This is a genomic window from Streptomyces altiplanensis, assembly GCF_053591575.1.
In genome coordinates, this window is the sequence record NZ_JBSFUB010000141.1 from 1 (window position 1) to 14,152 (window position 14,152).

The 14,152-nt window shown below is 70.2% G+C and carries 14 protein-coding genes; 1 reads left to right on the top strand and 13 read right to left on the bottom strand.

Annotation, left to right across the window (positions count from 1 at the left end; translation table 11 throughout):
* The 13 genes from ACWD0Y_RS33675 to pyrR form a co-directional block, all read right to left on the bottom strand.
* Positions 1-107, bottom strand: a 107-nt coding sequence (locus ACWD0Y_RS33675; RefSeq protein WP_157855346.1) for an S-adenosylmethionine synthetase N-terminal domain-containing protein, incomplete at its 3' end; no start/stop codon positions are given.
* A 252-nt stretch (positions 108-359) separates the two neighbouring features.
* The gene (gene coaBC, locus ACWD0Y_RS33680; RefSeq protein ID WP_450264076.1) at positions 360-1,583 is read right to left on the bottom strand and encodes a bifunctional phosphopantothenoylcysteine decarboxylase/phosphopantothenate--cysteine ligase CoaBC; all 1,224 of its coding nucleotides are present in this window, start codon (positions 1,581-1,583) and stop codon (positions 360-362) included.
* Positions 1,584-1,686: 103 nt separating this feature from the next.
* Entirely contained in the window at positions 1,687-1,959 is a 273-nt protein-coding gene (gene rpoZ / locus ACWD0Y_RS33685; RefSeq protein ID WP_028814064.1) for a DNA-directed RNA polymerase subunit omega, read from the bottom strand.
* Positions 1,960-1,988: 29 nt separating this feature from the next.
* Positions 1,989-2,582, bottom strand: coding sequence for a guanylate kinase (gene gmk, locus ACWD0Y_RS33690; protein WP_093801877.1), 594 nt, complete (start codon positions 2,580-2,582; stop codon positions 1,989-1,991).
* A 39-nt stretch (positions 2,583-2,621) separates the two neighbouring features.
* Positions 2,622-2,945: an integration host factor gene (locus ACWD0Y_RS33695; protein WP_093801876.1), complete on the bottom strand. Its 324-nt coding sequence runs from the start codon at positions 2,943-2,945 to the stop codon at positions 2,622-2,624.
* A gap of 303 nt (positions 2,946-3,248) precedes the next feature.
* The gene (pyrF, locus tag ACWD0Y_RS33700) at positions 3,249-4,088 is read right to left on the bottom strand and encodes an orotidine-5'-phosphate decarboxylase (protein WP_450264077.1); all 840 of its coding nucleotides are present in this window, start codon (positions 4,086-4,088) and stop codon (positions 3,249-3,251) included.
* A complete protein-coding gene (locus tag ACWD0Y_RS33705) occupies positions 4,085-5,194 on the bottom strand; it encodes a quinone-dependent dihydroorotate dehydrogenase (protein WP_450264078.1) in 1,110 nt (369 codons plus the stop codon). Before ACWD0Y_RS33705 ends, pyrF begins: the two co-directional genes overlap by 4 nt.
* A gap of 84 nt (positions 5,195-5,278) precedes the next feature.
* Entirely contained in the window at positions 5,279-8,590 is a 3,312-nt protein-coding gene (carB, locus tag ACWD0Y_RS33710) for a carbamoyl-phosphate synthase large subunit (protein ID WP_450264079.1), read from the bottom strand.
* Positions 8,583-9,719: a glutamine-hydrolyzing carbamoyl-phosphate synthase small subunit gene (gene carA, locus ACWD0Y_RS33715; protein WP_450264080.1), complete on the bottom strand. Its 1,137-nt coding sequence runs from the start codon at positions 9,717-9,719 to the stop codon at positions 8,583-8,585. The genes carB and carA overlap by 8 nt, the downstream gene beginning before the upstream one ends.
* A complete protein-coding gene (locus ACWD0Y_RS33720; RefSeq protein ID WP_450264081.1) occupies positions 9,716-10,297 on the bottom strand; it encodes a PH-like domain-containing protein in 582 nt (193 codons plus the stop codon). Before ACWD0Y_RS33720 ends, carA begins: the two co-directional genes overlap by 4 nt.
* A complete protein-coding gene (locus ACWD0Y_RS33725; RefSeq protein ID WP_450264082.1) occupies positions 10,294-11,580 on the bottom strand; it encodes a dihydroorotase in 1,287 nt (428 codons plus the stop codon). Before ACWD0Y_RS33725 ends, ACWD0Y_RS33720 begins: the two co-directional genes overlap by 4 nt.
* A gap of 2 nt (positions 11,581-11,582) precedes the next feature.
* Complete coding sequence (locus tag ACWD0Y_RS33730; protein ID WP_450264083.1) at positions 11,583-12,569, bottom strand: aspartate carbamoyltransferase catalytic subunit; 987 nt, start codon at positions 12,567-12,569, stop codon at positions 11,583-11,585.
* 98 nt (positions 12,570-12,667) lie between these two features.
* Positions 12,668-13,243, bottom strand: a complete 576-nt coding sequence (pyrR, locus tag ACWD0Y_RS33735) for a bifunctional pyr operon transcriptional regulator/uracil phosphoribosyltransferase PyrR (protein WP_450264084.1) — start codon at positions 13,241-13,243, stop codon at positions 12,668-12,670.
* 221 nt (positions 13,244-13,464) lie between these two features.
* Between pyrR and bldD the strand changes: the two genes are divergently transcribed.
* Positions 13,465-13,965, top strand: a complete 501-nt coding sequence (bldD, locus tag ACWD0Y_RS33740) for a transcriptional regulator BldD (protein WP_093801867.1) — start codon at positions 13,465-13,467, stop codon at positions 13,963-13,965.
* Positions 13,966-14,152: the final 187 nt, after the last annotated feature.

Below are 14,152 nucleotides of genomic sequence, written 5' to 3' on the forward strand. Positions count from 1 at the left end.
GGGTCCTCCCGCAGGAGCGCGTCGAGGATCGTGTCGCTGATCTGGTCAGCGATCTTGTCGGGGTGGCCCTCGGTCACGGACTCCGAGGTGAACAGGCGGCGGGACACATCGCTCCCTGGGGTTGCAGCGGCTGCTGGCTGAGCATTGATGGAACGGTCCGGGAGCTGCGCCCGGCATCGGTCCGCGACCAGTTTATCGGTCGCTTCCGCTCGGCGGACCACGTGTCTCGCTTCGTGGGAGCCCTGTGACCAGCGGCACTGCACTGCGCAGTACGCCCGTCACCCTCCATCACAGGGCAAAATGCCGGACTTGAGAGGACACTTGCGGCAATTCGGCGGCCTGTCGGAACGGACCAAGAATTAACCGAGTCGACTTGTCGCCAAGTCCCAGACAGTGTCGGCGAGGGCTTCCTTGGGACCGTACGGCACCGGGGTCTCGCCGCCGTCGGTGTCGAGCACCACGGCCTCGTTCTCCTCGGAGCCGAACGTCTTGCGCTCCCCCACCTCATTGACGACCAGCAGGTCACAGCCCTTGCGGCGCAGCTTCTCCCGGCCGTTGGCGAGGACGTCGTCGGTCTCGGCGGCGAAGCCGACGACCACCTGCCCCGGCTTTCCGCGCTCCGCCGCGATCTCCGCGAGGATGTCGGGGTTGCGGACCAGCTCGACGGCGGCGGGCTCCTGGCCGTCCTTCTTCTTGATCTTTCCCGTGGCGTACGCCGCCGGGCGGAAGTCGGCCACGGCCGCCGCCATCACCACCACGTCGGCGTCCGCCGCCGCCTTCAGCACGGCCTCGCGCAGCTGCACCGCCGTCCCGACGCGGACGACATCGGCGCCCGCCGGATCCGGCAGGCCGGTGTTGGCCTCGACGAGCGTGACCCGCGCGCCGCGCGCGACGGCGGTACGGGCCAGGGCGTACCCCTGCTTGCCGGAGGAGCGGTTCCCCAGGTAGCGGACCGGGTCGAGCGGCTCGCGCGTACCGCCCGCGCTGATCACGACGTGGAGGCCGGCGAGGTCGGGCGCGGTCGCGCCGCGCGCGAGCACCCGGCGGCAGACCTCGAAGATCTCGTCCGGGTCGGGCAGCCGGCCCTTGCCCGTGTCGACGCCGGTCAGCCGGCCCACCGCGGGCTCGATGACGACCGCGCCGCGCCGGCGCAGCGTCGCGACGTTCTCCTGAGTGGCCGGGTGCTCCCACATCTCCGTGTGCATCGCGGGCGCGAAGACCACCGGACACCGGGCGGTGAGGAGGGTGTTCGTGAGGAGGTCGTCGGCGAGCCCGTGGGCCGCCTTGGCCAGCATGTCGGCGGTTGCGGGGGCCACCACGACCAGATCGGCGGACTGCCCGATCCGTACGTGCGGCACCTCGTGCACCGACTCCCAGACCTCGGCCGAGACCGGGTTGCCGGAGAGCGCCGACCAGGTGGCGGCGCCGACGAAGTGGAGGGACGCGTCGGTCGGCACGACCCGCACGTCATGGCCGGATTCGGTCAGCCGCCGCAGCAGCTCGCACGCCTTGTACGCGGCGATGCCTCCGCTGACTCCCAGCACGACCTTCGGCTTGGTGGTCCTGTCGTCCGCCTTGTCCACTGCGTCTCCCCGCTCGTTCCAGGATGTACGTCCCCATGACACACCACAGGCCCGGCAGTCGCGCTGCCGGGCCTGTGACGAAAAAGATTCCTGCGCCTGCTGACTACTGCGCCGGGCCCTCAATGGCCTCGGAGGTCAGCAGACCCGCGTTGATCTCGCGCAGGGCGATCGAGAGCGGCTTCTCGTGGACGTGAGTGTCCACCAGAGGACCGACGTACTCGAGCAGACCCTCACCGAGCTGCGAGTAGTACGCGTTGATCTGACGCGCGCGCTTCGCCGCGTAGATCACGAGGCTGTACTTCGAGTCAGTAGCCTCGAGCAGCTCGTCGATCGGCGGGTTGATGATGCCCTCGGGCGTGGAAATGGAAGAGGACACGCTCTACCTTCCGAAAAAGTGGACAGAGATCAAGCAACTTCCATCAAGGCTAGCAGCTCACGTGCTACATCCTCGACGGAGGTGTTGACAAGGGTGGTGTCGAACTCCGCCTCCGCGGCGAGTTCGATCTTTGCGGCCTCGAGGCGGCGCTCGATGACATCGGGCGCCTCCGTGCCGCGGCCGGTCAGCCTGCGGACCAGCTCGTCCCAGCTGGGCGGGGCCAGGAAGACCAGTTGAGCCTCCGGCATCGACTCACGGACCAGCCGCGCGCCCTGGAGATCGATCTCCAGGAGCACGGGCTCGCCCGCTTCGAGCCGTTCGGTCACGGCACGCCGGGGCGTGCCGTAGCGGTTGCCGGCGAACTCGGCCCATTCCAGCAGCTCACCGTTGGCGACGAGCTTGTCGAACTCGTCGTCGCTCACGAAGAAGTACTGGATGCCGTGGCGCTCGCCGGGTCGCGGCTTGCGCGTGGTGGCCGACACCGAGAGCCATACCTCGGGGTGGACCTTGCGCATATGGGCGACGACCGTGCTCTTGCCGACCCCGGAGGGGCCGGAGAGCACGGTCAGCCGCGGACGTACGTCCGGGGGTACGGGGGTCGTCCCCCGGGATGTTGCAGCCATGGATGCGATTATCCAGGTTCTCGGGGGTGCCCGAGAACGTCAGGCGGGGCCGCCGCCGAACTCGCGCTCCAAAGAGGCGATCTGGTTGGAGCCGAGACCGCGCACACGACGGCTCTCGGAGATGCCGAGCCGCTCCATGATCTGCTTGGCGCGGACCTTGCCCACGCCCGGCAGGGACTCGAGAAGGGCGGAGACCTTCATCTTGCCGACGACGTCATTCTCCTGTCCCTGCTTGATGACCTCATGGAGCGAGGCGCCGGAGTGCTTGAGTCGATTCTTGACCTCGGCCCGCTCCCGGCGAGCCGCGGCGGCCTTTTCGAGCGCGGCTGCGCGCTGTTCAGGGGTAAGGGGCGGAAGAGCCACGCCTACGTCACCTCGGATGTCGAACTGTCGGATACGGACCGGTGAGGAAGCTGGTCGCCCCACACCAGGCAAGCAACGAACAGCAGGTCGCGAACGACGAGCTGCACGTTTGCTCTCGACGGAGACTAGCGGCCTGGGCCGCTCCAGTCAGCGAGTAGCGACGAAAAGTCCTGGTCAGCCTCGCTCGAGTACGGCATATCAGACATAACATCCTGGTTTTGGGTCAGGATTCCGTCAACATGGGTCGCACAGATGCCGGAAGCCGTCGCACGGGCGTGGTGCCGACATCGTGCGGACGTCCCGTCACGCCCCCGAGACCGCCACCCTGACCTCGTCGGCGAAGCGAGAAGCGGACTCTCGCAGTCCGGAAACATCCGGACCGAAGCGGAGCACACCACGGCTCACACTCGGTACGACGTTGCCGACGGCCGCCCCGAAGACGCCCGGCAGGTCCGCCGGCGTCGCGCCCTGCGCGCCGATGCCCGGAGCCAGCAGCGGACCGTTGATGGCGAGATCCGCTCCCGCGTCGCCGAGCGTCGCGCCGACCACCGCGCCGACCGACCCGAGCGGCTCCGCGCCCTCGTTCTCGGCCGCCATGTGGTCGAGCATCAGCTGCGCGAGCGACCGGCCGTCCGCGGCGGTGGCCCGCTGGACCTCGGCGCCCTCCGGGTTCGACGTCAGAGCGAGTACGAACACGCCCGCCCCGCTGATCCTGGCCGCGTCCAGCGCCGGACGCAGCGATCCGAAGCCGAGGTACGGCGAGACCGTCACGGCGTCCGAGAAGAGCGGCGAGTCCTTGTCCAGGTACGTCGCGGCGTACGCGCCCATGGTCGAACCGATGTCGCCGCGCTTGGCGTCCATCAGCACCAGCGCGCCGGCCGCCCTGGCCTCCTCGACCGCCTTCTCCAGTACGGCGATGCCGCGCGAGCCGAAGCGCTCGAAGAACGCCGACTGCGGCTTCAGTACGGCGACCCGGTCGGCCAGGGCCTCGACGACCGTGCGGGTAAAGGTCTCCAGGCCGCCGATGTCGTCGTTCAGGCCCCAGGAGCTCAGCAGCGAGGCGTGCGGGTCGATGCCGACGCAGAGCGGGCCCCGGGTGTCCATGGCGTGGCGCAGACGGGCGCCGAAGGGGGCGAGGGTCACTTGGAGGTCTCCCGGGTCTCGGCGCCGACGGCGTCGGCGAGCGTGGCGTACGGGCTGGCGGCGAGGCGCGCCGCCAGGCCCTGGTGGATCGCGCGGCCCCAGAACGGTCCTTCGTAGATGAAGGCGCTGTAGCCCTGCACGAGCGTGGCGCCCGCGAGGATGCGCTCCCAGGCGTCGTCGGCGTTCCGGATGCCTCCGACGCCGACCAGGGTGATCCGGTCGCCCACGCGCGCGTACAGGCGGCGCAGGACCTCCAGGGAGCGCTCCTTGACGGGCGCTCCGGACAGTCCGCCGGTCTCCTTGACGAGGGCCGGGTCGGACTTCAGGCCGAGGCCCTCGCGGGCGATGGTGGTGTTGGTGGCGATGATGCCGTCCAGGCCGAGCTCCAGCGCCAGGTCGGCGACGGCGTCGACGTCCTCGTCGGCCAGGTCGGGCGCGATCTTGACGAGGAGGGGGACACGGCGGCCGGTGACCGTACGGTCGGCCGCCTCGCGTACGGCGGTCAGCAGCGGGCGCAGCGACTCGGTGGCCTGGAGGTTGCGCAGCCCCGGGGTGTTCGGGGAGGAGACGTTCACCACCAGGTAGTCGGCGTGGGCGGCGAGGCGCTCGGTGGAGGTGACGTAGTCGGCGACGGCCTCCTCCTCCGGAACCACCTTGGTCTTGCCGATGTTGACGCCGACGACCGTCCTGAAGACCGGGTTGCGGGCCGCCAGACGGGCCGCCACGGCCTCGGAGCCCTCGTTGTTGAAGCCCATGCGGTTGATGAGCGCGCGGTCCTCCACGAGGCGGAAGAGGCGCTTCTTGGGGTTGCCGGGCTGCGGCTGGGCGGTGACCGTGCCGATCTCGACGTGGTCGAAGCCGAGCATCGACATGCCGTCGATGGCGACGGCGTTCTTGTCGAAGCCGGCGGCGAGGCCGAACGGGCCGTGCATGCGCAGGCCGAGCGCCTCGGTGCGCAGCGAGGCGTGACGCGGCGCGAGGAGGGCGGCGGCGAAGGTGCGCAGGACCGGGACGCGGGCCGCGAGGCGGATCCAGCGGAAGGCCGTGTGGTGGGCCTGCTCGGGGTCCATGCGCTTGAAGACGAGGTCGAAGAAGAGTTTGTACATGGGTGCTTTCCTCGGGACGGCCGGGAGGGCTGGGCTCATGAAGAGGGGGACACCGCATCCGGTGTCCCCCTCCTGTGCCGACTGCTAGACCTCGCGGGCCGCGGTCAGGTGCTGCGCGTGTTCCTGGAGGGAACGCACGCCCACGTCGCCGTGGGTGAGCGCGTCGATGCCCTGGACGGCGGCCGCGAGGGCCTGGACCGTCGTGAGGCACGGGACGCTGCGGGCCACGGCGGCCGTACGGATCTCGTAGCCGTCGAGGCGGCCGCCCGTGCCGTACGGCGTGTTGACGATGAGGTCGACCTCGCCGTCGTGGATGAGCTGGACGATCGTCTTCTCGCCCTGCGGGCCCTGGCCCTCGCTCTGCTTGCGCACGACGGTGGCGTTGATGCCGTTGCGCTTGAGGACCTCGGCCGTGCCGGAGGTGGCGAGCAGCTCGAAGCCGTGGGCGACCAGTTCGCGCGCCGGGAAGATCATCGAGCGCTTGTCGCGGTTGGCGACCGAGATGAACGCGCGGCCCTTCGTCGGCAGCGGGCCGTACGCGCCGGCCTGCGACTTGGCGTACGCCGTGCCGAAGACCGAGTCGATGCCCATGACCTCGCCGGTGGAGCGCATCTCCGGGCCGAGGACGGTGTCCACGCCGCGGCCCTGGATGTCGCGGAAGCGGCTCCACGGCATCACGGCCTCCTTGACGGAGATCGGCGCGTCGAGCGGCAGCGTGCCGCCGTCGCCGGTCTTCGGCAGCATCCCCTCCGCGCGCAGCTCGGCGACGGTCGCGCCCAGCGAGATGCGGGCGGCGGCCTTCGCGAGCGGCACCGCGGTCGCCTTCGAGGTGAAGGGGACGGTGCGCGAGGCGCGCGGGTTGGCTTCCAGGACGTACAGGATGTCGCCGGCCATCGCGAACTGGATGTTGATGAGTCCGCGTACGCCGACGCCCTTGGCGATGGCCTCGGTCGAGGCCCGCAGCCGCTTGATGTCGAAGCCGCCGAGGGTGATCGGGGGCAGCGCGCAGGCGGAGTCGCCGGAGTGGATGCCGGCTTCCTCGATGTGCTCCATGACGCCGCCGAGGTAGAGCTCGGTGCCGTCGTAGAGCGCGTCGACGTCGATCTCGATCGCGTCGTCGAGGAAGCGGTCGACCAGGACCGGCCGGGTGGGGCTGATCTCGGTGGATTCGGCGATGTACGAGGCCAGGCGCGTCTCGTCGTACACGATCTCCATGCCGCGTCCGCCCAGCACGTACGACGGGCGTACGAGGACGGGGTAGCCGATCTCGTCGGCGATGGCCTTGGCCTCGTCGAAGGTCGTCGCGGTGCCGTGCTTGGGGGCGGGCAGGCCGGCCTCGGCGAGGACGCGGCCGAAGGCGCCGCGGTCCTCGGCGGCGTGGATGGCCTCCGGCGGGGTGCCGACGACCGGTACGCCGTTGTCCTTGAGCGCCTGGGCGAGGCCCAGCGGGGTCTGGCCGCCGAGCTGCACGACGACGCCCGCGATCGGGCCCGCGAGGGTCTCGGCGTGGACGATCTCCAGCACGTCCTCGAGCGTCAGCGGCTCGAAGTACAGGCGGTCGGAGGTGTCGTAGTCGGTGGAGACGGTCTCCGGGTTGCAGTTGACCATCACGGTCTCGTAGCCCGCGTCGCTGAGCGCGAAGGAGGCGTGGACGCAGGAGTAGTCGAACTCGATGCCCTGGCCGATGCGGTTCGGGCCGGAGCCGAGGATGATCACCGCGGGCTTCTCGCGCGGCGCGACCTCGGTCTCCTCGTCGTACGAGGAGTAGAAGTACGGCGTCTTCGCGGCGAACTCGGCGGCGCAGGTGTCGACCGTCTTGTAGACCGGGCGGACGCCGAGCGCGTGCCGGACCTCGCGTACGACGTCCTCGCGCAGCCCGCGGATCTCGGCGATCTGGACGTCCGAGAAACCATGGCGCTTGGCCTCCGCGAGCAGCTCCGGGTCGAGCTTCTCAGCGGCGGCGAGCTCGTCCGCGTGCTCCTTGATGAGGAACATCTGGTCGACGAACCACGGGTCGATCCTCGTGGCGTCGAAGACCTCCTCGGGGGTGGCGCCGGCCCGGATGGCCTGCATGACGGTGTTGATGCGGCCGTCGGTGGGGACCTTGGCGGTCTCCAGGAGAGCGGCCTTGTCGCCCGGGTCGCCGGTGAAGGCGAACTGGCTGCCCTTCTTCTCCAGCGAGCGCAGCGCCTTCTGGAGCGCCTCGGTGAAGTTGCGGCCGATCGCCATGGCCTCGCCCACCGACTTCATGGTGGTGGTGAGGGTGGCGTCGGCGAGCGGGAACTTCTCGAAGGCGAAGCGGGGCACCTTGACGACGACGTAGTCGAGCGTGGGCTCGAAGGACGCCGGGGTCTTCTCGGTGATGTCGTTCGGGATCTCGTCCAGCGTGTAGCCGACGGCGAGACGCGCGGCGATCTTGGCGATCGGGAAACCGGTCGCCTTCGAGGCGAGCGCCGAGGAGCGCGAGACGCGCGGGTTCATCTCGATGACGATGATCCGGCCGTCGTCGGGGTTGACGGCGAACTGGATGTTGCAGCCGCCGGTGTCGACGCCGACCTCGCGGATGATCGCGATGCCGACGTCGCGCAGCCGCTGGTACTCGCGGTCGGTGAGCGTCATCGCCGGGGCGACGGTGATCGAGTCACCGGTGTGCACGCCCATCGGGTCGAAGTTCTCGATGGAGCAGACGACCACGACGTTGTCGTTCTTGTCGCGCATCAGCTCCAGCTCGTACTCCTTCCAGCCGAGGATGGACTCCTCCAGGAGCACCTCGGTGGTCGGCGAGAGCGTGAGGCCCTGCCCGGCGATGCGGCGCAGCTCGTCCTCGTCGTGCGCGAAGCCGGAGCCGGCGCCGCCCATGGTGAAGGAGGGGCGTACGACGACGGGGTAGCCGCCGAGCTCCTCGACGCCCGCGAGGACGTCGTCCATGGAGTGGCAGATGACCGAGCGGGCGGACTCGCCGTAACCGATCTTGGCCTTGACGGCCTCGACGACGCCTTTGAAGAGGTCGCGGTCCTCGCCCTTGTGGATGGCCTCGACGTTGGCGCCGATGAGCTCGACGCCGTACTTCTCCAGCACACCCTGCTCGTGCATGGAGATGGCCGTGTTGAGGGCCGTCTGGCCACCCAGCGTCGGCAGCAGCGCGTCGGGGCGCTCCTTGGCGATGATCTTCTCGACGAACTCCGGGGTGATCGGCTCGACGTACGTGGCGTCGGCGATCTCCGGGTCGGTCATGATCGTCGCCGGGTTGGAGTTGACCAGGATGACGCGCAGGCCCTCGGCCTTGAGGACGCGGCAGGCCTGCGTGCCGGAGTAGTCGAACTCCGCGGCCTGGCCGATGACGATCGGACCGGAGCCGATGACCAGGACGGACTGGATATCGGTGCGCTTAGGCACGCTGGCCCTCCATGAGCTGTACGAAGCGGTCGAACAGGTACGCGGCGTCGTGCGGACCCGCTGCCGCCTCGGGGTGGTACTGGACGCTGAAGGCCGGCTGGTCGAGCAGCTGGAGGCCCTCGACCACGTCGTCGTTCAGGCAGACGTGGGACACCTCGGCGCGCCCGTACGGGGTCTCGGAGACCTTGTCGAGCGGGGCGTCGACGGCGAAGCCGTGGTTGTGCGCGGTGACCTCGACCTTGCCGGTCGTGCGGTCCTGCACGGGCTGGTTGATGCCGCGGTGGCCGTACTTCAGCTTGTACGTGCCGAAGCCGAGCGCCCGGCCCAGGATCTGGTTGCCGAAGCAGATGCCGAAGAGCGGCGTCTTGCGCGCGAGGACGTCCTTGACGACGCTGAGGTCGACCGTGGACGGGTCGCCGGGGCCGTTGGAGAGGAACACCCCGTCGGGGGCGACGGCGTACACGTCCTCGGCCGTGGCGGTGGCCGGCAGCACGTGCACCTCGATGCCGCGCTCGGCCATCCGGTGCGGGGTCATGCCCTTGATGCCGAGGTCGATCGCGGCGACGGTGAACTTCTTCTCACCGATCGCGGGGACGACGTACGGCTCCTCGGTGGCGACCTCGGCGGCGAGCGAGGCGCCCACCATCTGGGGTGCCTCCTTCACGCGGGCGAGCAGCGTCCCCTCGTCGGCGAGGGCGTCACCGGAGAAGATGCCGACGCGCATCGCGCCGCGCTCGCGCAGGTGGCGGGTGAGCGCGCGGGTGTCGATGCCGCTGATGCCCACGATGCCCTGGTCGACGAGCTGCTCGTCGAGGGAGCGGCTGGAGCGCCAGTTGGAGGGGACGCGGGCGGGGTCGCGCACGACGTAACCGGCGACCCAGATCTTCTTCGACTCGTCGTCCTCGTCGTTCACGCCGGTGTTGCCGACGTGCGGGGCCGTCATCACGACGACCTGGCGGTGGTACGAGGGGTCGGTGAGGGTCTCCTGGTAACCGGTCATGCCGGTGTTGAACACCGCCTCGCCGAAGGTCTCCCCCACGGCCCCGTAGGCACGGCCGCGGAACGTGCGGCCGTCCTCCAGGACGAGTACGGCGGGAGCCTTGCCGGCTCCCCGGGTGGAGATGGTCATCGTGCGGTGCCTTCCGTCGAAATGCGTGTCATGGAGTTGATGGCCTCGACCCAGGCGGTGTGCTCCGCCGCGCGGTCGGAGCGGAAGCCGGAGTCGATCTGCTGGTCGCCGTGGAGCCAGGTGACGACCAGCAGGCCGCCCTCGGCGAGGACCTTGCCCGCGATGCCCTTGTCGAGCCTGGCCTCGCGCAGCGCCGCCGCGGGGACGAAGAAGTCGGCCGCCCCGGGGCGTACGACCTCCAGGCCCGCGTCGGTGAGCGTCAGCTCGGCCCTGCTGCGCGTACCGAGACCGTGGGCCACGATCCGGTCGAGCCACTGTCCGGCGGTCGTCGACCCGTGGTAGCGGCCGCTCATGCTCAGCTTCGCCTCACCCGGCGTCTCGGGCGCGGTGGGCAGCTCGGGCAGGTCCGACTGGAGGACGGCGCGCCACTTCCAGCCCTGGCGCATCAGCCAGTACATGAGCGCGACGAAGAGCAGCAGCCCGACGACCCAGCCGATGCGCGCGGCCCAGTCGGTCACTTCGGCGGACTTCCGCTCCGCGGCGGCGGCCTCGGCGGCCAGATGGATGAAAGGTGTCACGCCAGATTCCCGTCGACGACCGTTGCGCGGCCCCGCAGCCAGGTGTGGGTGACGCGACCCGGCAGCTCACGGCCCTCGTAGGGGGTGTTGCGGCTGCGGGAGGCGAAGCCCGAGGGGTCCACAGCTCCACGGTAAGCCGGATCGACCAGCGTGAGGTTCGCGGGCTCGCCTGCCGAGACGGGACGGCCGTGGCCCTCCAGGCGGCCGATGGCCGCCGGGCGGAAGGACATGCGGTCGGCGACGCCGGCCCAGTCGAGCAGGCCGGTGTCGACCATCGTCTGCTGGACGACGGACAGGGCGGTCTCCAGACCGACCATGCCCATGGCCGCCGCGGCCCACTCGCAGTCCTTGTCCTCGTGCGGGTGCGGGGCGTGGTCGGTGGCGACGCAGTCGATGGTGCCGTCGGCGAGCGCCTCGCGCAGGGCCGTGACGTCGGCCTCGGTGCGCAGCGGCGGGTTCACCTTGTAGACGGGGTTGTACGTACGGACCAGCTCGTCCGTGAGCAGGAGGTGGTGCGGGGTGACCTCGGCGGTGACGTTCCAGCCCTTGGACTTGGCCCAGCGGACGATCTCCACCGAGCCGGCCGTGGACAGGTGGCAGATGTGCACGCGGGAGCCGACGTGGGCGGCGAGGAGGACGTCGCGGGCGATGATCGACTCCTCGGCGACGGCCGGCCAGCCGCCGAGACCCAGCTCGGAGGAGACGATGCCCTCGTTCATCTGGGCGCCCTCGGTGAGGCGGGGCTCCTGGGCGTGCTGGGCGACGACGCCGTCGAACGCCTTCACGTACTCCAGCGCGCGGCGCATGATCACGGCGTCGTCGACGCACTTGCCGTCGTCGGAGAAGACCTTCACGCCCGCGGCGGAGTCGTGCATGGCGCCGAGCTCGGCGAGCTGCTTGCCCTCCAGGCCGACGGTGACGGCGCCGACGGGCTGCACGTCGCAGTAGCCGGACTCCTTGCCGAGGCGCCAGACCTGCTCGACCACGCCGGCGGTGTCGGCGACCGGGAAGGTGTTGGCCATGGCGTGGACGGCGGTGAAGCCGCCGACGGCGGCGGCCTTCGTACCGGTCAGGACGGTCTCGGAGTCCTCGCGGCCGGGCTCGCGCAGGTGGGTGTGCAGGTCGACGAGGCCGGGCAGCAGGATCTTGCCCTCGGCCTCGACGACGGTCGCGCCCCCGGCGTTCAGGCCGGTTCCGACCGCCTCGATGCTCTCGCCGTCGATCAGGACGTCCTGCGGCTCGCCGCCCAGTACCTTCGCACCGCGGATCAGGATCTTGCTCATCGTTACTTGTTCTCCTCGGTGCGTGCGGGGGCAGGGCTGATGGCGGACTCGTTGCCGCCCAACAGGAGGTACAGGACGGCCATCCGGGTCGAGACGCCGTTGGCGACCTGCTCGACGGCCGTGCAGCGGTCGGAGTCGGCGACCTGCGCGGTGATCTCCATGCCGCGGTTCATCGGGCCGGGGTGCATGACGATGGCGTGCTCGGGCATCCGCGCCATCCGGTCGCCGTCCAGGCCGTAGCGCCGCGAGTACTCGCGCTCGGTCGGGAAGAAGGCGGCGTTCATCCGCTCGCGCTGCACACGCAGCATCATCACCGCGTCGGACTTCGGCAGCACGCTGTCGAGGTCGTACGAGACCTCGCAGGGCCACCGCTCGACGCCGATCGGGACCAGCGTGGGCGGCGCGACGAGCGTCACCTCGGCGCCGAGGGTGTGCAGCAGGTGGACGTTGGAGCGCGCCACGCGGCTGTGCAGTACGTCGCCGACGATGGTGATCCGGCGTCCGTCCAGGTCACGCCCTATTCCGGCGTCGGGGCCGACGAGCCTGCGGCGCATCGTGAAGGCGTCGAGGAGCGCCTGGGTGGGGTGCTCGTGCGTGCCGTCGCCCGCGTTGACGACCGCGCCGTCGATCCAGCCGGAGGTCGCGAGGCGGTAGGGGGCGCCGGAGGCGCCGTGCCGGATGACGACGGCGTCGGCGCCCATCGCCTCCAGGGTGAGCGCGGTGTCCTTGAGCGACTCGCCCTTGGAGACGGACGAGCCCTTCGCGGAGAAGTTGATGACGTCGGCGGAGAGGCGCTTGGCGGCGGCCTCGAAGGAGATGCGGGTGCGGGTCGAGTCCTCGAAGAAGAGGTTGACGACCGTACGTCCGCGCAGGGTCGGCAGCTTCTTGATCGGCCGGTCCGCGACGCGGGCCATCTCCTCGGCGGTGTCGAGGATCAGCACGGCGTCGTCGCGGGTGAGGTCGGCGGCCGAGATGAGGTGACGCTTCATCTGGTGCTCCGTGGTTCGTGAGGGGCGCGTGTGTGGAGGCGGGCAGGAGGGCAGGCCGACGCGCGGGCCCGGGTTGTCCGGGTCCGTACGGGAAAGCGCTACTGCTCGCCGGCCGGAGCGGTCTGGCGGAGTCCGAGCAGCACGGCGTCGCGGCCGTCCTCCTCGGAGAGCTGGACCTTGACCGCCTCCCGCAACGACGTGGGGAGGTTCTTGCCGACGTAGTCGGCGCGGATCGGCAGTTCGCGGTGGCCGCGGTCGACGAGGACCGCGAGCTGTACGGCGCGGGGGCGGCCGATGTCGCCCAGGGCGTCCAGCGCGGCCCGGATCGTACGGCCGGAGAACAGCACGTCGTCGACGAGGACGACGAGCCGGTCCTCGATGCCGTCACCGGGGATCTCCGTACGCGCGAGGGCACGCGCGGGGCGCATGCGCAGATCGTCGCGGTACATGGTGATGTCGAGGGAGCCGACCGGCATCGCGCGGCCGGTGATCTGTTCGAGCCTGGCGGCCAGCCTGCGGGCCAGGAAGACGCCGCGGGTGGGAATGCCGAGGAGCACCACGTCGTCGGCACCCTTGGCGCGCTCGACGATCTCGTGGGCGATGCGGGTCAGTACCCGCTCGATGTCAGGGCCCTCGAGTACAGGGCGCGGAGCATCGGAATTAACCGTGTCCATTGGAAACGGACCTCCTTCTCCGCCTCACGGGACGGACCTTAAAGGACGTCGGAATTGCGCCACCCACGGTACCAGCTGTATTCGACTGCCCTTGCGAGACCCCCCGCGTAGGCGGTCTGGACCCATTCGGCTTGACGCACCCAAGTAACGCTGCGTAACCTCACAGTGAGTTACCAGCCGCGCGGCGGAGCCGCACGTCGTCACAGCGTCCGGGGAGCCATATGTCCAGCGAATACGCAAAACAGCTCGGGGCCAAGCTCCGCGCCATCCGCACCCAGCAGGGCCTTTCCCTCCACGGTGTCGAGGAGAAGTCCCAGGGCCGCTGGAAGGCCGTCGTGGTCGGATCGTACGAGCGCGGCGACCGCGCCGTGACCGTGCAGCGCCTCGCCGAGCTGGCGGACTTCTACGGTGTCCCGGTGCAGGAGCTGCTGCCCGGTACGACGCCCGGTGGCGCCGCCGAGCCGCCGCCGAAACTCCGCCTGGACCTGGAGCGTCTCGCCCACGTCCCGGCCGAGAAGGCCGGCCCGCTCCAGCGTTACGCCGCCACGATCCAGTCGCAGCGCGGCGACTACAACGGCAAGGTCCTGTCGATCCGCCAGGACGACCTGCGCACGCTGGCCGTCATTTACGACCAGTCGCCCTCGGTCCTGACCGAGCAGCTGATCAGCTGGGGTGTGCTCGACGCGGACGCGCGCCGCGCGGTCGCCCACGAGGACGCCTGAAACCGGGCAACACCAGCAGAAACGTAACGCCGGGGCGGGCGGAAACCTGAAAGGTTTCCGCCCGCCCCGGCGTTTTCCCGCATTCCGAGCGGCGTCCGCAACGAAAGGGCCCGCGGCACCCCACAAAACCAGACCCGCGGCCCATAAGCCCTTGTAATAAAACCACCCCCCGACAAAACCCGACGCC

Bases quoted from the DNA above. Each gene is read 5' to 3' on its own strand.
- gmk (WP_093801877.1), bottom strand. From the start codon at position 2,582: ATGGCTGCAACATCCCGGGGGACGACCCCCGTACCCCCGGACGTACGT.
- ACWD0Y_RS33705 (WP_450264078.1), bottom strand. From the start codon at position 5,194: ATGTACAAACTCTTCTTCGACCTCGTCTTCAAGCGCATGGACCCCGAG.
- carA (WP_450264080.1), bottom strand. From the start codon at position 9,719: ATGACCATCTCCACCCGGGGAGCCGGCAAGGCTCCCGCCGTACTCGTC.
- ACWD0Y_RS33725 (WP_450264082.1), bottom strand. From the start codon at position 11,580: ATGAGCAAGATCCTGATCCGCGGTGCGAAGGTACTGGGCGGCGAGCCG.
- ACWD0Y_RS33730 (WP_450264083.1), bottom strand. From the start codon at position 12,569: ATGAAGCGTCACCTCATCTCGGCCGCCGACCTCACCCGCGACGACGCC.
- pyrR (WP_450264084.1), bottom strand. From the start codon at position 13,243: ATGGACACGGTTAATTCCGATGCTCCGCGCCCTGTACTCGAGGGCCCT.
- bldD (WP_093801867.1), top strand. From the start codon at position 13,465: ATGTCCAGCGAATACGCAAAACAGCTCGGGGCCAAGCTCCGCGCCATC.